This is a genomic window from Paractinoplanes abujensis, from assembly GCF_014204895.1.
GTDB classification, from domain to species: domain Bacteria; phylum Actinomycetota; class Actinomycetes; order Mycobacteriales; family Micromonosporaceae; genus Actinoplanes; species Actinoplanes abujensis.
The window spans coordinates 6,286,605-6,304,095 of sequence record NZ_JACHMF010000001.1 but is presented as its reverse complement, the minus strand read 5'-3'; the positions used below and the strand labels follow the sequence as shown (position 1 = coordinate 6,304,095).

General features: G+C 71.2%; 15 protein-coding genes and 1 riboswitch. Of the genes, 9 read left to right on the top strand and 6 right to left on the bottom strand.

The window, feature by feature from the left end; genetic code table 11:
* Position 1 precedes the first annotated feature (1 nt).
* Complete coding sequence (locus tag BKA14_RS28795) at positions 2 to 661, bottom strand: DedA family protein (protein ID WP_184953949.1); 660 nt, start codon at positions 659 to 661, stop codon at positions 2 to 4.
* Between the two features lie 42 nt (positions 662 to 703).
* Positions 704 to 1,054 carry a DNA polymerase ligase N-terminal domain-containing protein gene (locus tag BKA14_RS28790; protein ID WP_184953948.1) on the bottom strand — a complete coding sequence of 117 codons (351 nt, stop codon included), beginning with the start codon at positions 1,052 to 1,054 and terminating at the stop codon, positions 704 to 706.
* 69 nt (positions 1,055 to 1,123) lie between these two features.
* Here BKA14_RS28790 and BKA14_RS28785 point away from each other — a divergent pair, with 69 nt between their 5' ends.
* Complete coding sequence (locus BKA14_RS28785; protein ID WP_184953947.1) at positions 1,124 to 2,311, top strand: MFS transporter; 1,188 nt, start codon at positions 1,124 to 1,126, stop codon at positions 2,309 to 2,311.
* 23 nt (positions 2,312 to 2,334) lie between these two features.
* Positions 2,335 to 3,936 (top strand): glycoside hydrolase domain-containing protein, encoded by a 1,602-nt coding sequence (locus BKA14_RS28780; protein WP_184953946.1) that lies wholly within the window; start codon positions 2,335 to 2,337, stop codon positions 3,934 to 3,936.
* A gap of 273 nt (positions 3,937 to 4,209) precedes the next feature.
* Here BKA14_RS28780 and BKA14_RS28775 read toward each other — a convergent pair whose 3' ends face one another.
* Entirely contained in the window at positions 4,210 to 5,025 is an 816-nt protein-coding gene (locus BKA14_RS28775; protein ID WP_184953945.1) for an RNA polymerase sigma factor SigF, read from the bottom strand.
* A gap of 337 nt (positions 5,026 to 5,362) precedes the next feature.
* Here BKA14_RS28775 and BKA14_RS28770 point away from each other — a divergent pair, with 337 nt between their 5' ends.
* The 3 genes from BKA14_RS28770 to BKA14_RS28760 are packed head-to-tail and all read left to right on the top strand — an operon-like array spanning position 5,363 to position 7,374.
* Positions 5,363 to 5,776, top strand: coding sequence for an ATP-binding protein (locus BKA14_RS28770; protein WP_184953944.1), 414 nt, complete (start codon positions 5,363 to 5,365; stop codon positions 5,774 to 5,776).
* Between the two features lie 29 nt (positions 5,777 to 5,805).
* Positions 5,806 to 6,141 carry an STAS domain-containing protein gene (locus BKA14_RS28765; RefSeq protein WP_184953943.1) on the top strand — a complete coding sequence of 112 codons (336 nt, stop codon included), beginning with the start codon at positions 5,806 to 5,808 and terminating at the stop codon, positions 6,139 to 6,141.
* A gap of 9 nt (positions 6,142 to 6,150) precedes the next feature.
* Complete coding sequence (locus BKA14_RS28760; protein ID WP_184953942.1) at positions 6,151 to 7,374, top strand: SLC13 family permease; 1,224 nt, start codon at positions 6,151 to 6,153, stop codon at positions 7,372 to 7,374.
* Positions 7,375 to 7,523: 149 nt separating this feature from the next.
* Here BKA14_RS28760 and BKA14_RS28755 read toward each other — a convergent pair whose 3' ends face one another.
* Both BKA14_RS28755 and BKA14_RS28750 read right to left on the bottom strand, forming a co-directional pair.
* On the bottom strand, positions 7,524 to 8,447 hold the full coding sequence (locus BKA14_RS28755; protein WP_184953941.1) for an intradiol ring-cleavage dioxygenase: 924 nt from the start codon (positions 8,445 to 8,447) through the stop codon (positions 7,524 to 7,526).
* A gap of 450 nt (positions 8,448 to 8,897) precedes the next feature.
* Positions 8,898 to 10,448: a cation:proton antiporter gene (locus BKA14_RS28750; RefSeq protein WP_184953940.1), complete on the bottom strand. Its 1,551-nt coding sequence runs from the start codon at positions 10,446 to 10,448 to the stop codon at positions 8,898 to 8,900.
* A 44-nt stretch (positions 10,449 to 10,492) separates the two neighbouring features.
* A riboswitch (ZMP/ZTP riboswitch) is annotated at positions 10,493 to 10,593 on the top strand.
* 18 nt (positions 10,594 to 10,611) lie between these two features.
* Between BKA14_RS28750 and BKA14_RS28745 the strand changes: the two genes are divergently transcribed.
* From BKA14_RS28745 to BKA14_RS28735, 3 genes are all read left to right on the top strand, one after another.
* A complete protein-coding gene (locus tag BKA14_RS28745) occupies positions 10,612 to 12,036 on the top strand; it encodes a glycine hydroxymethyltransferase (protein ID WP_184953939.1) in 1,425 nt (474 codons plus the stop codon).
* Positions 12,037 to 12,104: 68 nt separating this feature from the next.
* Positions 12,105 to 13,175 (top strand): L-dopachrome tautomerase-related protein, encoded by a 1,071-nt coding sequence (locus BKA14_RS28740; RefSeq protein WP_239093372.1) that lies wholly within the window; start codon positions 12,105 to 12,107, stop codon positions 13,173 to 13,175.
* A 20-nt stretch (positions 13,176 to 13,195) separates the two neighbouring features.
* Positions 13,196 to 15,823, top strand: coding sequence for a DEAD/DEAH box helicase (locus BKA14_RS28735; protein ID WP_184953937.1), 2,628 nt, complete (start codon positions 13,196 to 13,198; stop codon positions 15,821 to 15,823).
* On the opposite strand, the gene BKA14_RS28730 is transcribed toward BKA14_RS28735, so the two are convergent.
* Entirely contained in the window at positions 15,820 to 16,659 is an 840-nt protein-coding gene (locus BKA14_RS28730) for a fumarylacetoacetate hydrolase family protein (RefSeq protein WP_184953936.1), read from the bottom strand. The genes BKA14_RS28735 and BKA14_RS28730 overlap by 4 nt on opposite strands.
* Before the next feature lie 53 nt (positions 16,660 to 16,712).
* On the opposite strand from BKA14_RS28730, the gene BKA14_RS28725 reads away from it, so the two are divergent.
* The gene (locus tag BKA14_RS28725; protein ID WP_184953935.1) at positions 16,713 to 17,477 is read left to right on the top strand and encodes an IclR family transcriptional regulator; all 765 of its coding nucleotides are present in this window, start codon (positions 16,713 to 16,715) and stop codon (positions 17,475 to 17,477) included.
* The last annotated feature ends 14 nt before the right edge of the window (positions 17,478 to 17,491 follow it).

Here is a 17,491-nt window from a genome sequence, read left to right as displayed (position 1 = left end):
GTCAGGAGGTGGTGTCCTCCGCCAGTTCCTTGCGGGCCCGCCGGCGGCGGATGTGCCGCACGTGCAGCGTGATGTACGTCCCCACGGCCAGCACGACCAGCGGGATCACGACCCACATGTAGCGGTGGGCGTGCTCCAGGATCGTGACGAGGTGGGTGCCGAAGAGATAGGCGACGGTGGTCCAGACGCCCACCCACAGGGCGGCGCCGATGGTGTTGTAGAGCAGAAACGTGCGCCACGGCATCGCCGTGATGCCGGCGATCACGCCGTTGAGCTGGCGCAGCCCGTCGATGAAACGGGCCACGAGCACAACCCGGCCGCCACGGCGGGCGAAGAAGCCCTCGGCGCGGGCCAGCCGTTCGGGGGTCAGGAAGACGTAGCGGCCCCAGCGCAGCGCGAGCTTGCGGCCGCCGCGCACCCCGATCCAGTAGCCGATGTTGTCGCCGAGCACCGCGGCCACGAACGAGATGGCGGCGACGGCGACGATGTTCATCCGGCCCGCGCCGGCGTAGATCGACGCGGCCACCATGATCGTCTGGCCCGGCGCGGGCACGCCGAAGCTCTCGACACCGATGATTCCGGCGATGGCGAGATAGCCCCAACGATCGAGGATCGGGGCGACTCCGTCCAGGAGTCCGGGCAGATCGGCTTGAGGTGGCATCGGCTCAACCGTAGCCGGGCCGGGCTGGATCAAACCTGGGAGTCACTGCTGCGGCTGGTCCTTTGTGCGGAGGAGCAGCCAATTGACCCCGTCGGTGTGAATCAGCGCGTACCGGTGTGACCCGTCCCGGCCGTGCAGGGTGAAGACGAACCGCTTGTCGTTGCGGTCCTCTTGCTCCCACCAGCCGATGTCCGCGATCGATTTGTCCGAGTCGGTGTAGGTGAGGTGATCGAGATCGTGGTCGGGCACGGCCACCGCGAGCCGGTTCTTTCCCGATTCCGTGGGCAGCCCGCGCGGCACGGCCCACGAGCGCAGCACGCCGTCCTCCTCCAGCCGCAGGTCGAAATGAGGCCGGGGCTTGCGGTGGTCGTGCAGGACGAATGCGGGACGCACCTCTCGTACTGTAGGCGGCCCTTTGTTCAGGGTGTTGAAAAAGACGTCCGTCACTGTGAGAGTGATCGGATGGCGTCGCGGTCAGGTCTCGCGCTCGCGGCCCTGGCCGTCGGCACGTTCGCGCTGGGCATGACCGAATTCGTCATCACCGGTCTGCTGCCCGACATCGCCGCCGACTTCGCCGTTACGATCCCGGCCGCGGGCCTCCTGATCTCCGCGTACGCCCTGAGCGTGGTGATCGGCGGCCCCCTGCTCACCGCCCTGGTCGCCCGGCGGCCGCGCAAACCGGTGCTGATCGCCCTGCTCGGATTCTTCGTCGCGGGCAACCTGATCTCGGCCGTCGCCCCCGCGTACGGACTGATGATGGCGGGACGGATCGTGGCCGCGCTCTGCCACGGCTCGTTCATCGGCATCGCCACGATCGTGGCCGGTGACCTCGTGCGTCCCGAACGGCGCAGCAGCGCGATCGCCGCCATGCTGAGCGGCATCACGCTGGCCAGCGTGGCCGGGGTGCCGCTGGGCACGCTGCTCGGCCAGCAGTTCGGGTGGCGCGCCACCTTCTGGGCGATGGCCCTGCTGGGGTGGGTGGCCGCGCTGTCCACCTGGGCCTTCGTGCCGGCCGGCGGGGGCGCGGCGGGCGCCCGGGCGCAGTGGGGTGCGTTCCGCAACGTGTCGGTCTGGCTGGCGCTGGGCATGACCGCGCTCGCCTTCGGGGCCGTCTACGCACCCTTCACGTACGTGGCCCCGCTGATGACCACCGTGGCCGGGTTCGGCTCGGGCGCACTGCCCTGGCTGCTCGTGCTGTTCGGGCTCGGGCTGGTGCTGGGCAACGTGATCGGGGCCCGCGCGGCCGACCACCGTCTGATGGGGACGATCGTCGGCGCGTCCGTGGCCATGCTGATCGTGCTGGTCGTGTTCGCGTGGACGGCCCACTCGCGGGTGCCGGCCGCGGTAACGCTGTTCGCGCTGGGCGTGGTCGCCTACGCCACCGTCCCCGGGCTGACGACCCGGGTGATCACGGCGGCCGACGACGACGGACAGAACCTGATCGTGTCGTCGGCGGCGGTCTCGGCCTTCAACCTGGGCAACGCGGCCGGGGCCTACCTGGGCGGCCGGGCCATCGCCGTGGGCTGGGGATACGACTCGACACCGCTGGTCGGGGCGGCGATGGAACTGGGCGCGCTGGGCCTGGCGGCGGCACTGGTGCTGACCGGCCGGGCACGACAGAAAGTCCGTTCGGTGGTGGCGGTCCAGTAAGCGGGTTGCTTTGCTGGGCCGTCATGTCTCGACTGCCCGCGCGTCCGCGCCTCTCCCCTCGCAAGATCGCGATCGGCGCGCTCGTCGCCGCCGTCGTGGCCGGGATGTCGTCGTTCGCGCTGACCCGGGCCGACGCCGCGACCTTCTCGACCGTCCAGCCGGGCAGCTTCACCGGTGAGGCGTTCGACGCCTGCACGGCCCCGCCGAGCGCCTCGATGAAGGCGTGGAAGGCCAAATCGCCGTACAAGGCGATCGGCATCTACATCGGTGGCGTCAACCGGGGCTGTGCCCAGCCGCAACTCACCGCGGCCTGGGTCAAGGAGCAGGTGCAGGCCGGCTGGAAGCTGCTGCCGCTCTACGTGGGACCGCAAGCCACCTGCACGACCATCGGCGGCGGACGCAAGCTGATCGACAACGCGACCGCCGGCACCCAGGGCCGGGTCGCCGCGTCGGACGCCGCGGCCCAGGCCCAGGCGCTCGGGCTGGCCCGCGAGAGCGTGCTCATCTACGACATGGAGTCGTACCGGATGGACGACGCCGCCTGCCGCCAGGGCGTGCTCGCGTTCATGAACGGCTGGACGGCCCGGCTCCACGACAACGGCTACTTCTCCGGCTTCTACTCCAGCGTCGCGTCGGGCGTCGCCGACCAGGTGGCCAGCTACGCCAAACCCGGCTACACCCGGCCCGACTATGTGGACTTCGCCCGCTGGGACCAGAAGGTCACTCTCACCGACCCGCTCATCCCGGCCACGGCCTGGCCCGGCAAGCGGCGGATGAAGCAGTACCGCGGCGGCCACAAGGAGACGTACGGCGGCGTCACGATCAACATCGACAACGACTACGTCGACTTCGCGCCGCTGCCCCGGACAAAATCGGGCGACGTCACCGGCAACGGCTGGTCCGACGTGCTGGGCCGGTCGGCGACGGGCTACCTGTCGGCTTTCCCCGGCAACGGCTCGCTGGTCGACACCAACCAGCGGCGCACACTGGGCGCCGGCTTCGGCGCGATGAACGCGATCGTGCGCATCGGCGACCTCAACCGGGACGGCCGCGAAGACGTGATCGCCCGCCAGACCAACGGTGACGTGTGGTTCCACCCGGGTACGGCCACCGGTCTGGGCCCGCGCAAAAAGGTCGGCGCGGGCTGGCAGAAGATGCGCGAGATCACCGCGATCGGCGACCTCACCGGCGACGGTTACCCCGACCTGCTCGCGGTCTCCCCGGGCAACCTGCTCTACCTGTACGCCGGGCGGCCCGGCACCAAGCTGGCCAACGCCCGCCTGGTCGGCGCCGGCTGGGGCGACAAGACCGAGCTGGCCGGCGCGGGCGACTTCAACCGCGACGGCCTCCCCGACCTGGCCGCCCGCCTGACCACCGACGGCCGGCTCTACCTGTGGACGGGCCGCAAGGGTGGCTTCACGGGCAAACGCCTGGCCCTGGGCGTCACCGGCACCGACCTGCGCGACCTGATCAGCGTGGGCGACTTCGACCGCGACGGCTACCCCGACCTGGCCGCCGTCGAAAAGTCAACAGGCGCCCTGGTGCTGCTGGGTGGCACCGGCTCCACCCTGCGGGCCCCGTTCCGCCTCGCCACCGGCTACGCCGGCATCAAGCCCCTCGCCTGAGTGGATTGCTGCAGGCTGACGAGGCGGTCAGCGTCTTGATCACCAGATGACTCCGAACCTGCGGAAGAAGGCAGTCACCTTCGGCTGAAGACCGTGCCCGCGTCAGGTCCTGGGTGATTCGCAGCCTTCTGAAGGCGGGAATCCGGCGATCGGGACTGGACACCCTCCTGGGTGCGCTGCGGGAGGTCATCGAAAAGCATGGCGCTGACTCGGACCGGTTCGAAAGCACTCGTGGCCGGCCCGAACCGGGCCGGCCACGAACGACTGTGGGGCTTACAGGGTGTCGCTGGCCAGCTGGCCGCGCAGCTTGGTCAGGGCCTTGGTGAGCAGGCGCGAGACGTGCATCTGGGAGATGCCGATCTGGTCGGCGATCTGCGACTGGGTCAGGTTGCCGTAGAAGCGCAGCGTCAGGATCTTCTGCTCGCGCTCGTCGAGCGTGGCCAGCGCGGGGCCGAGGGCCACGCGGGTCTCGGCCAGCTCGAACTCGGAGTCCTCACCGCCGAGGGTGTCGCCCAGCTCGGTGGTGCCGTCGGCGCTGATCGGGGTGGAGAGCGACGTGGCGTTGTAGGCCCGCGCACCTTCCAGGCCTTCCAGCACGTCTTCCTCGGTGACGCCCAGGTGGGCGGCGACGTCGGCCACTGTCGGCGAGCGGCCGAGCGAGTGGGTCAGCGTGCTGTTGGCCTCGGTGATCGCGAGGCGCAGTTCCTGCAGGCGCCGCGGCACCCGCACCGACCACGTGCGGTCGCGGAAGTGGCGCTTGATCTCGCCGATGATGGTGGGGATGGCGTAGCCGGCGAAGTCGACGCCGCGCTCGGGGTCGAACTTGTCGACCGCCTTGATCAAGCCCACGGTGGCGGTCTGCACGAGGTCGTCGGTGGGCTCGCCGCGGCCCGAGTAGCGGTGGGCGAGGTGACGCGCGAGCGGCAGCCAGGCCTCGATCGCCCGGTCGCGCAGTGAGGCGCGGGACGGGTGGCCGGCCGGCATCGCGGCCATCGCGTTCAGCAGCTCGGCGGCGCTGTCGACGGGCGCGGTGGCCGCGGCCGGAAGCGTCTCGGCCGGCGTCGTGCTGGTGGTCTCGGTGACGGTCATGTCAGTGGTCCTCCCTGGCACCTGTTCCGGAGAGCCCGGTCCCTGTGTTGCTGGACCCGGTCGGTCGGGTGTCCCTATCTGCAGGCTGACAGTGATCGATGCGATCTCCGTCAGCCGCACACACTTGGCCGTTCGGTTATGACCAACCTAGCCGACAAGGCCAGGAAAGACTAGCCGAAAGTATGAGTTACTTTGCGTGATAGCAAATATACGGAGAGGATCTTGCTCCGGGGCTCACGGCGGTCGATGTGCGGTCGGGAAGGATTAAGCCGTCCGGTCTCTCTGGTGACCCGCACGGGCCAGTGTCAAACCAAGACGGCAAGGAAAGATGGAAGACATGTCCGCGTTGCGCCCTCTGGCTCCCCATCCGGAGGCGGCCGAGCTGCGCCGCTGGAAGCTCGACTCGTTCGGCGAGCTCCGCGATTTACGGGCTGCGCTGCGCGAGGCCATCAAGCACCACACCGACGAGACCGACGACCTGTTCGACAGGATGGCGGTGGTCGCGACCGAGCTGGCCACCAACGCCCTGCGGCACGGTCTGCCGCCCACCGAGGTGGTGCTGCTGCGGCACGACGAGCGACTCATCCTCGATGTCGCCGATCACGATCTGGGAACGCTCCCAGAGATAGCGGCCGACCGGCCGCTCGGTGCCGGTGGGCTCGGACTGCAGCTCACGAAGACTTTCGCCATCGACGTCGGCTGGTATCGAACCGATCTCACGAAGCACGTCTGGGCGAGCTTCCCGAGCTGAATCCCGGTAGTCCTGGTAGAAATGCGCCCGTGGCGGATTACTACCAGATCGGCCAGGAGCGTGCGGCCGACCGACCCGCGACCGTCCTGCGCCCCAGCGGCGAGCTGGACATCAATGCGCGTGACGAGCTGCGCACCGCGATCATCGACGCGCTGACCGAGCACGAAGACGTGACGGTCGACCTCGCCCGCGTCACGTTCATCGACTCCGAGGCGCTCGGTGCGCTGATCGACGGCTTCAACGCGGCCGTCGCGGGCAACGCGACCTTCCGGGTGGTCGGCGCGACGGGCTCGGTGGCCCGTGTGCTCACCGTCTCAGGCTCCCAGGCCGTTTTCGACAGTGCGCTGGAGACGCCCGACTCGTAACCTGCGGCGGTGTCACTGATCATCGCGGCGTCTTTGCTGGCCACAGTGCTGGTCTTCGCCGTCGTGCGCCCGCGCGGCCTGCCGGAGGCGGTCGCCGCCGTGCCCGCCGCCGCCCTCGCGATCGCGTTCGGCCTGGTGTCGTGGGACGACGCGGTGGCCGAGTTCCGCGAGCTGGGCCCGACGGTCGGCTTCCTCGCGGCCGTGCTCGTGCTCGCGCATCTGGCCGGTGAGCACGGCGTCTTCCGGTACGCCGGACGGGTCGCGGCCCGGATCAGCCGGGGCGACCCGCCGCGGTTGCTGGCCGCGGTCTTCGTCACGGCCGCCCTGACCACCGCGTTCCTCAGCCTGGACGCTACGGTGGTGCTGCTGACCCCGGTCGTGCTGGCCACGGCGGCTCGCGTCGGCGCCCGCGCCCGTCCGCACGCGTACGCCTCGGCCCACCTGGCCAACTCGGCGTCGCTGCTGCTGCCCGTGTCGAACCTGACCAACCTGCTCGCCTTCGCGGCCAGCGGCTTGACCTTCCTCGGCTTCACCGGGCTGATGACGCTGCCCTGGCTGGCCGTGATCGTCGTCGAGTTCCTGGTGTTCCGCCGCTTCTTCCGCGCCGACCTGGTGGCGCGCGAGGAGCCGAGGCCTGACGGCGGCAACGGCCCGCCGCCGCGGTACGCGCTGATCGTGCTCGCGGTGACCCTGATCGGCTTTGCGGTCGTGCACCCGCTGGGTGTGCACCCGGCCTGGGTCGCCGTGGCCGGCGCGGTCCTGCTGGCCGTGCCGCGCCGGGTCGGCCCGCGCACCCTGATCCGCGAGGCCAACCTGCCTTTCTGCGCCTTCGTGCTGGCCCTGGGTGTGGTGGTGCTCGCGGTGCAACGGCACGGCCTGGAGCGGTTCCTCGGCGCCGTCGTGCCCGATCACGCCGACCTGCTCGGCCTGCTGGCCGTCGCGGCCCTGGCCGCGCTGCTGGCCAACCTGCTCAACAACCTCCCGGCCACGCTGGCCCTGCTGCCCGTGGTCGAGGCCAAGCCGGGACTGTTGCTGGCCATGCTGATCGGGGTCAACGTCGGGCCCAACCTGACCTACGTGGGCTCGCTGGCGACGCTGCTGTGGCGGCAGATCCTGCACACCCACGACGCGGCGCCCGACCCGCGCGACTTTCTCAAGCTCGGTGTGCTGACCGTGCCGCCCGCGTTGGTGGCGGGCGTGCTGGCGCTGTGGCTGAGCCTGCGGATCGGCTGAGAGAGCAGGAGCGCACCCTCGCCGCCGCGCCGGTATCGGTCCGGGGAACGGCCGAGGTGATCCGGTGGGGGATTCGGCGGCGGGGTGCGTCCGACGAAGTCAGTCTTGTCGATACGTGTGTTACAGGCAAGTAAAACTGGTTACGGAACTCAGCGGCTCGGCGGGGCGCCGCCGGGTCCGCCCCCGCCGGGCTGGGAACCGCCGCTGGGCGTGGTCGAGGTGTCCACCTTCACGGTCAGCGTCACGGTGAACCCGCCCGAGACGTCGCCCGAGACCGCGCCCGTCTGCAGGGCGGCCTCGTCGTCGCCGAAGACGTTGTCGGACGACAGGCTGATCTGGCTCAGGTTGCTCACCGAGGACGAGTAGCCGGTGGTGGCGTAGACCTTGTCGCAGACATCCTTGGGCAGCGCGACCTGCGAGGTGGCGATGGCCTTGGCCGAGTCGGTGATGTCGGCCTGGCCGGGGTAGACCTCGAAGTGGATGTGCGGCCACCGGCCCGAGTAGCAGGCCGGGAAGATACTGGTGAACTTCACCCGGCCCGAGTCGTCGGCGATCTGGACCCCGCGCAGGTAGTTCTGGTCGGTCACACCCTCGCTGTAGAGCGAGTAGCGGCCCTCGCGGTCGCAGTGCCAGACGTAGACGGCGACGTCCTTGAACGGTGCGTCGTCGTCGGCCATGTCGAGGATCGTCAGCTCGAGGGTCATGGGCACGCCCTGGGCCGTTCCGCTCGCCGTGCCGAAGCTCGACCGGATGTCGCTGCGGACCACGCCGCTCTCCTCGAGCACGTCGGGCCCGTTCGACCCGTCGCCGGGGTAGGGGCCGGCGGTCTCGTCCGGGATCTCGCCGGTGGCCGCGGCCGAACTCGCCGCTGTGGTCGGCGACGAGGACGTGCTGGAGGAGTTGCTGCCGCAGGCGGCCAGCCCGAGCACCGCGGCGCCCAGCCCGAACCCGCGCAGCACGTGCCGCCGGCTGGCCAGCGTGCCCAGGTCGAACCCGAGCCCCTGGTCGACGACCTCCTCGTCGGGCCGGGGGAGCAGTCGTCCCTGGTAAACCGGTCCGGTGTCCTGTGCCATCGCTTCGCTCCTCGTCGGGTTGCCGCACGCTGGAAATTCACCGTAGGTCCGGTTCTTGTGCGTGCGCTTTGAGTTCGCTGTCCGTCGCCCCTGCGTGACAGGTTCGCGTCCGGGGATGGTTGATGCGCAGGTCAGGCCGCGCTGCAGAGTCTCGAGTCAGCATGGAGTGCCGACCCGGCCGCCTTCGCCGAGTGCTTCGCTGCGCCGTGCGTCGACACGACATCGCCCGGAGCAGATCAACCTGGGTCCGGGCGAGTTGTCCACAGTGTTGCGTTATCCACAGGCATCACGACGAGGCGTCGCTGCGCCGCTAGCCTGGCGACCCGATGCGATGGCGCTGAGACCGGGGTGGGGGTCACTTGGGCGGGGCCCTCACCCCCTTGCCTCGGTCGGGCCGGGGCGGTCGTCCGGACGGACCGGCAAGCGACAACAGGTGAGCCGCGCGTGGCCCTAGTCGCCGGTGTGGCGGGCGGCCTGGCGCAGGTCGACGTCCTCGATCAGCTCGCGGGCGATCTCCTCGGGCAGCACCCGGTCGCGTACGGCCTTGCCCAGCGCCAGCCGCTGGGCCTCGAAGGACGCGTCGACGTCGGCGGCCGGCTGTGATGCCGCCTCGGCCGCCAGTTCCCGGCCGCGTGCGCGCAGCCGTTCGGTCTCGGCCCGTTCGGCGGTCACGTCGATGTTGAGCTTGCGGGCCAGCCAGCCGATAGTCGTGCCCTGCAACAGCAGTGTGCCCAGCGTGACGAACAGGGCGATGGCCTGGATGGCGTCGCGACCGGGGAACTCCTGGCCCGACGCGGTGTGCTCGGGGATCGAGGCGGCGGCGGCCAGCGTGAGGATGCCACGCATGCCCGTCCAGCCCACCAGCACCATCTCCTTGGTGGTGGGCGCGGGCAGCGGCACCCCGCCCCGGCGTTCGTGCCGTTCGCGCCAGCGCTGGTAGCGGGCCCGGAAGTAGACGTCGGACTCGGCCCGGCGCTCCGTCCCGATCTCCTTGAGCCGCCAGCGCCCGAAGATGACGAACACGCCGGCCAGCCGCAGCACGATCGCCGCGACCAGCAGGACGGCCGCCGCCACCAGGGTGCGGGCCAGTCCCGGGTTCTCCGACTCGGCCAGTTCCGCCAGCACGAACTTCAGCTGCAGGCCGATGTACGCGAAGACGAACGTCTCGAGCAGGAAGTCGAGCACCCGCCAGACCTGTTCCTCCTGCAGCCGCGTCCGGTAGCCGCCCGGGTACTGATGTTGCGGGTCGAGCGTCAGGTTCACGCTGATCGAGAAGGCGGCCATGACCACGGCCAGGATGCCCGACGCGTGCACCTCCTCGGCGGCCAGGAACGCCGTGAACGGCACGAGCAGCACCAGTGACGTCTCGAGCGTCGGGTTCTGCAGCCGTTTGCGGATGCGCAGCGCGCCGTAGGCGAACAAGGCGCCGATGCCGAGCCCGATCGACGCCGTACGGAGAAACTCCAGGAACCCACCCGACCAGGTGGTGTGCTCACCGTTGACGGCGGCCACGGCGATGCTGAACAGGGTCAGCGCGGTGGCGTCGTTGACCAGGCTCTCGCCGGTGAGGATCGTGGTGGCCCGTTGCGGCAGCCCGATCTCGTCGCCGTGCGAGACGGTGGTGATCGTGTCGGGTGGGGCCAGCACCGCGCCCAGCACGAAGGCGACCGACAGCCCGAGCGTGGGCAGCAGCCACGACGACAGGAACCCGAGCGCGCCACAGGTGACCGCGACCAGCAGGACGCCGAGCGCCCAGATGGATCTGATGTTGGCCCCGAAGTTGGCGAACGAGGCGCCGCGGGTGGCCGAGTAGAGCAGCGGCGGGATGACGATCGCGAGGATGACCTCGCTCTCCAGCTCGAGGCGGGGCACCCCCGGGATGAACGACGCGGCGGCCGCCAGCACCACGATGATCATCCCTGGCTCGACCCCGCGGCGTCGTGCCATGGACGAGACGAAGATGCCCAGGCCGATGATGAGCAGGATCTGCACGCCGTTCACGATGATCAGGCTAGTGCCCGGGTCCGGCCCGCCGGGTATGCTCACCGACGGGCCGTGACTGGCGCGTCAAGGTGGTCAACCATCGGGGAGCGGCTCCGACGCCGAGCAGATCGGCGACGACCTGCCGTGCGCCTGGGCCTCTGCACAGTGATAGAGAGGTCCCATGTCCGAGCTGAACGCCGAATCCACCGCATTTCGCTCCGCCCTCGACGTGGTCCGGTCCGTCGAGCCGCGCATCGCCGACGCCATCGCCAAGGAGCTGACCGACCAGCGCGAGTCGCTCAAGCTGATCGCGAGCGAGAATTACGCCTCGCCGGCCGTGCTGCTCGCGATGGGCAACTGGCTGTCCGACAAATACGCCGAGGGCACGATCGGGCGCCGCTTCTACGCGGGCTGCCAGAACGTCGACACGGTCGAGTCGATCGCCGTCGAGCACGCGAAGGCCCTGTTCGACGCCCCCTACGCGTACGTGCAGCCGCACTCCGGCATCGACGCCAACCTCGTGGCCTACTGGGCGATCCTGGCCGACCGGGTCGAGGTGCCGTACCTGCAGAAGTTCGAGAAGCGTCAGATCAACAACCTGACCGACGCCGAGTGGGCCGAGCTGCGGCAGGCCTTCGGCAACCAGCGCATGCTGGGCATGTCGCTCGACGCGGGCGGCCACCTCACTCACGGCTTCCGGCCCAACATCTCGGGCAAGATGTTCGACCAGCGCTCGTACGGGGTCGACCCGGCCACCGGGCAGATCGACTACGCGGCCCTGCGCGAGACGGCCCGCGAGTTCAAGCCGCTGATCATCGTGGGCGGCTACTCGGCGTACCCCCGGAAGGTGAACTTCGCGACCCTGCGTGAGATCGCCGACGAGGTGGGCGCGACGTTCATGGTCGACATGGCGCACTTCGCCGGTCTGGTCGCGGGCAAGGTGTTCACCGGCGACTTCAGCCCGTTCCCGCACGCGCACATCGTCACCACCACCACGCACAAGTCGCTGCGCGGCCCGCGCGGTGGCGCCGTGTTCGCCCAGCCCGAGCTGTCCGAGCAGGTCGACCGGGGCTGCCCGATGGTGCTGGGCGGCCCGCTGGCCCACGTGATGGCGGCCAAGGCGATCGCGTTCGCCGAGGCCCGGCAGCCGTCGTTCGCCACCTACGCCCAGCAGATCGTCGCCAACAGCCAGGCGCTGGCCGAGGGCCTCACCAAGCGGGGCGTGCAGCTGGTCTCCGGCGGCACCGACAACCACCTGGTGCTGATCGACGTGCACCCGTTCGGCCTGACCGGTCGCCAGGCCGAGCAGGCCCTGCTCGACTCGGGCGTGGTCACCAACCGCAACGCGATCCCGAACGACCCGAACGGCGCCTGGTACACCTCGGGCATCCGGGTCGGCACCCCCGCCCTGACCTCGCGTGGCCTGGGCGTGGCCGAGATGGATCAGATCGCCGAGCTGATCCACACGGTTCTGGCCGGCACCACCCCCGACGCCACGTCGAAGGCCAAGTTCCACCTCGACCCGGCCGTCTCCGACCGCGTCCACAAGCAGGCGGCCGAGCTGCTGGCCGGCTTCCCGCTCTACCCCAGCGTCGACCTGGGCTGACCGACGTCCTGAGGCTCCAGGTCCGTCCTGGAGCCTTAGGGCTCGCCTCCGCGGGTATGCGGCGCGGCGTGAGCGATCAAACCCTCGAAACCGTCCACCTCTTCAAGGCCGGCCCGATGCCCACCGGGGTCGCCGTCTCCCGCAACGGCCGCATCTTCGTCAACTTCCCCAAGTGGGGTGACGACGTCCGGTACACGGTGGCGGAGATCCGCGACGGCGAGCCGGTTCCCTATCCCGATCTCGACTGGAACACCCCGAACGGCGACGCCGACCCCGAGGCGCTGGTCTCGGTGCAGAGCGTGGTCGTCGACCCGGCCGACCGCCTGTGGATCCTCGACACCGGCAGCCCGATGTTCCAGCCCACCGAGCACGGCGGCCCCAAGCTGGTCTGCGTCGACCTGACCACCGACCAGGTCGTCCGCACCATCCTGTTCGACCCGGACGTCGCCCTGCCGACCACCTACCTCAACGACGTGCGGTTCGATCTGCGCCGTAACGCCGCCTTCATCACCGATTCGGCCGATCAGGGGCCCAACGGCCTGATCGTGGTCGACCTGCACACCGGCCAGGCCTGGCGGCGGCTGCACGACCACCCGTCGACCAAGGCGCTGCCCCCGGCCGACATGCTGCCGATCGTCGAGGGCCGGCCGTTCCTGGAACGGCCGAAGGACGGCCCGCCGAGCCCGGTCACGATGGGCGCCGACGGCATCGCGATCGCCGCCGACGGGTCGCGCGTCCACTACTGCCCGCTGATCTCGCGGCGCTGGCACAGTGTCTCCGCCGACGCGCTGTTCGACCGGGGGATGAGCGACGCCGACGTGGCCGCCACCGTCGTCGACGAGGGCGACAAGGGCGGCGGCTCGGACGGGCTCGAGACCGACGACCAGGGCCGGTTCTACCTCACCGACTGGGAACACCGGGCGGTGCTGCGCCGCAACACCGACGGCTCCTTCGAGACCCTGGCCCACGACCCGCGGCTGCTCTGGCCGGACACGATGGCGGTGGCCGACGGCTACGTCTACGTGACCGCCAACCAGCTGCACCGCCAGGCCAAATACCAGCAGGACGAGGATCGCCGCGAGTACCCGTACGCGTTGTTCCGCATCCCGATCGACGCCGGGCCGGTCGCGCTGCGCTGACGGCGGTAACCTCGGGCGCGATGGTGCCGTCGCGTGTGCTCGAGGTGCTGGCCGAACTGGCTCCGGCGGGGAACGACCGTGAGCTGGACGTCAGCCGGGGTGGCCCGCTGATCTGGCTGGACGACGCGGAGAAGGTCGGCCGTACCAGGGAGGCCAACCGGCTCGCCGCGATCGGGGCGCTGCACCGGGAGGAAAGGCCGCTGCGCCGCGGCTGGGGGTTCCTGGTCGGGCGCACCGAGGTCGAGGGCAAGCCGCGCAAGATCCGGGTGCCGTTGCTGAGCCAGCCCGTGCAGCTGGAACGCGGACTGCTCGGCTACCGCATCGCCCCGGCAGGCGACGTCGAGATCACGCCGCTGATCGCCGACCGCGCGCTCGCGGCCGCGCTGGAGGCGGCGCCGGGGGTGGCCGGGCCGGGCTGGCTGGAGGCGACCGGGAGCAAGGCGTGGCTGTGGTCGGCCGCCGAGGCGACCGGGCTGCCGGTGGACGCGCTGGCCACCGGGCGCCGCGCTCCCGACGACCGGGTCGTGCTGGTGCCGGAGCCCGCGCTGTTCGTGGTGCGGGACGTCTTCGGGGCCGGTCTCGCCGACGGCCTGCGCAGCTGGGCGGGCCGCGACCTGGCGGGCACGGCCCTGGCCGCGCTCTACGACACCTGTGCGGAGTCCGAGGAGGACCATGCGGACGTGGTGTCGCCGCTGCCGCTGAGCGAGGCGCAGGCGGAGGTGGTGCGCCGGGTGCGCACGGCCCCGATCACCGTGGTCTCGGGGCCGCCGGGCAACGGCAAGAGCCACACCGTCGTCGCGGCCGCGCTCGAGGTGGTGCACCGCGGCGGGTCCGTGCTCGTGGCCACCCAGTCCTCGCATGCCGCGGAGGTGCTGGCCGGGCTGCTGGGCCGCTATCCGGGGCCGGTTCCGGTGCTGTTCGGTGACGCGGCGCGGCGGGAGAGCCTGGCCACCGAGCTCACCGCCGGCCTCGACGGCGGCGCGACCGACGACGACCTGCGGGCCGACGCCGAGGCGGTCCGGTGCGCGCTTGCGGCCGTACGGGAACTCCGGTCCGAGGTGACGGCGGCGCTCGAGCTCGAAAGGCGGGCGGCCGAGCTGCCGGAATGGCAACCCCGGCTCGCGGGACTGGCCGCCGAGGTGCCCGGTGCCTTTCGCGACGGCGTCGACGTGGACCGGGTCGTAGCCCGGCTCGACCGGGGTGGACTGGCCCGCTGGTGGACGTTGCGGCGGATGGGATCAGCCGAACACGTAAGGGATGCTCTGGCCGCGGCCGCCGCCCAGCGCGCCGCCGCCCACCTCGCCGCGACCGGCGGCACCGACCTCGAACCGCGGTGGGCCGCCCTGCACGAGGCCGAGGACGCGCTGGCCCGTGCGACGGGTGAGGCCATGCGCCGCGGTGCCCGCAGTCGACGTCGCTGGGACCGGGCCGCCCGCCGGGGCGTCGCCGACCTGGCAGTGGCGCTGCGAGCCGGCCGTAACCGCCGCCGCGAACTGCTGTCCACAATCGACGCCGGGCCAGTGGTACGCGCTCTCCCGCTGTGGATCGGCACGGTCGCCGACGTCGAGGACCTGCTGCCCGCCGCGCCCGGGCTGTTCGACCTGGTGGTGCTGGACGAGGCCTCCCACGTCGACCAGGTTCGCGCGGCTCCCGTGCTGGCCCGGGCCCGCCGCGCGCTTGTGGTCGGCGACCCCCGCCAGCTGCGGTTCGTCTCGTTCGTGAGCGACGTCGACGTGGCCGAGGTGCTCGCGCGGCACGAGGCCGATGAGCGGTTGGACGTACGCCGGGTCAGCACTTACGACCTGGCGGCGGGCGCGTCCCCGGCGACCTGGCTGGCCGAGCATCACCGCAGCGTGCCGCACCTGATCGGCTTCCCGGCGCGGCGCTTCTACGGCGACCGGCTCGACGTGCTGACCCGGACGCCGGCCAGCGAGCACGCGGACGCGATCGACGTGATCCACGCGTCGGACGAGATCGCCGCGGTGCTCGCCGCCGTCGAGAAGGAAGCGGCGGCCGGACCGCGCGGGATCGGCGTGATCTCACCGTTCCGGCCCCGGGCCGACGCGCTCGAGGCGGCGCTGGTCGAGGCCTACCCGGTCGAACGGATCGAGGAGCTGGGGCTGCGCGTGGGCACAGTGCACGCCTTCCAGGGCAGCGAGGCCGAGGTCGTGATCGTGTCGCTGGGTCTGAGCCCGGACGACCCGCCCGGCCGCCGCCGCTTCGTGGCCGACCCCAACCTGTTCACCGTGATGGTGACCCGGGCCCGGCGCAAACTCGTGGTGGTGACGGCGCTGGACCGGCCCGGCGGTCTGCTCGGCGAGTTCTTCGCGTACGCCGAGACCCCGCCCACGGCCACCCAGCCGGACATGTCGGCGGCGCCGGGCTGGGCCGCGGAGCTGGCGACCGAGCTGCGCCGTCTGGACGTGCCGACCCGGCCCGCGTACGCCGTGGGGCGCTGGACGATCGACCTCTGCATCGGCCCGCCGGAGGACCCTACCGGCATCCTGTGCGCGCCCCACCCGGACGGCCCCGAGGCCCACCTGAACCGCCGGCGCGCCCTGACCCAGGCCGGTTGGCGGTTGCAGGACGCCTTCGCGAGCCGCTGGAACGGTGACCCCCGACGGGCCGCCCTGGACCTGACCAGCTAGATCGACACGACCGGGTTGGTCAGCGTCCCCAGCGCCGCCGAGGCGATCTCGATCACGTCGCCCGGCTGCGTGGTGAAGCCGGGCTCCGGCACGACCCCGGTGCCGGTCAGCAGGACCGCGCCGGCCGGGAAGCTCAGCGCCCGGAACAGCCACGCCGCCAGGTCGTCGAAGCCGCGGGCCATCGCCGCCGTCGAGGTCGTGCCGGTGAAGACCGCCCGCCCGTCCCGCAGGATCCGCAGCCCGACCGGGATCGGGCCCGGCTCGACCGCCCACGCCGGCACGATGGCCGGGCCCAGCGCGCAGGAACGGTCGTAGACCTTGGCCTGCGGCAGGTAGAGCGGGTTCTCGCCCTCGATGGACCGGCTGCTCATGTCGTTGCCCAGGGTGTATCCGAAGATCTCCCCGGCCGCATTGAGCACCAGGCCGACCTCGGCCTCGGGCACGTCCCACCCGGAGTCGGCGCGGATCCCCACCGCGTCGCCGTCGCCGACCACCCGCCACGGGCTGGCCTTGAAGAAGATCTCCGGACGGTCGTTGTCGTAGACGTGGTCGTACAGCGAGCCGTGCCCGGATTCCTCCTTGCGGCCGTCCCGGCTGCGCAGATACGTGACTCCGGCCGCCCACACCTCCTGCTCGTCGAGCGGTGGTAGCGCCTGTCCACCGGGCCGTTCGCCGGTGGCCTCGCGGGCGGCGGCCTCGATCGTGGCCCGGGCCTGGTCGAGCGGCTGGGCCAGCAGGTCGGCCAGGGTGCCGTCGAGCTCGTGCCATCCGTCGCTCGTGTGCACCGCCCACCGCGTCGCCGAGCCGGTCCGCAGGTGGTGAAGGGATATCGCCATTCGATCATCCTAGGTTTGTGAGGTGCGGAAACAGGCCGGATACCCTCGTCGGCATGGCCCGCGTCGTACCGGCGGTCGTCCGCGCGCTCGATCTGCTCGAGCTGTTCCTGGACCGCCCCCAGTTGTCGGCCCGCGACGTGATGGAGCGGCTCGACCTGCCCCGCACCACCGTGCACGAGCTGCTCGTCACCCTGGTGGAACGCTCCTACCTGATCCCGGTGCCGGGCCAGCCGGTGCAGTATCGGCTCGGCATGCCGCTGTTCCAGCTGGGTGCGGCGTTCGCCGGCCGGCTCGACCTGGTGCGCGAGGCCCAGATCGTCACGCGCGAGGTGGCCGCTGCCTGCAACGAGGCGGTGCACGTGGCCGTGCTCGACGGAGCCGACGTGATCTACCTCGTCAAGGTCGACAGCACTCATCCCGTACGGATGGTGTCCGCGGTCGGGCGGCGGTTGCCGGCCCACTGCACCGCGGTCGGCAAGGTCCTGCTGTCCGCTCTTGATCGGGCCACATTGGACGGCGTGCTGGCCAAGGGCGTGCTGCCCGGCATGACGCCGGAGAGCATCACCGATCCGGACCGTTTGCTGACCCAGCTCGAGGCCGTACGGGCGGAGGGCGTCGCGGTCGACGTCGGCGAGTCCGACACCGCCATGCGCTGCGTCGCCGCCGGGGTCCGCGACCATGCCGGCGTGGTCATCGCGGCCATGAGCGTCTCCGCGCCGATCATCCGCTGGACCCCTCAGGCGCACGAGGAGTGGACCGCGCTGGTGCGGGACGGGGCCGCCACACTCTCGGCCCGCATGGGTCACTCGGCCCGGTAGCCCACTTTCCGTTC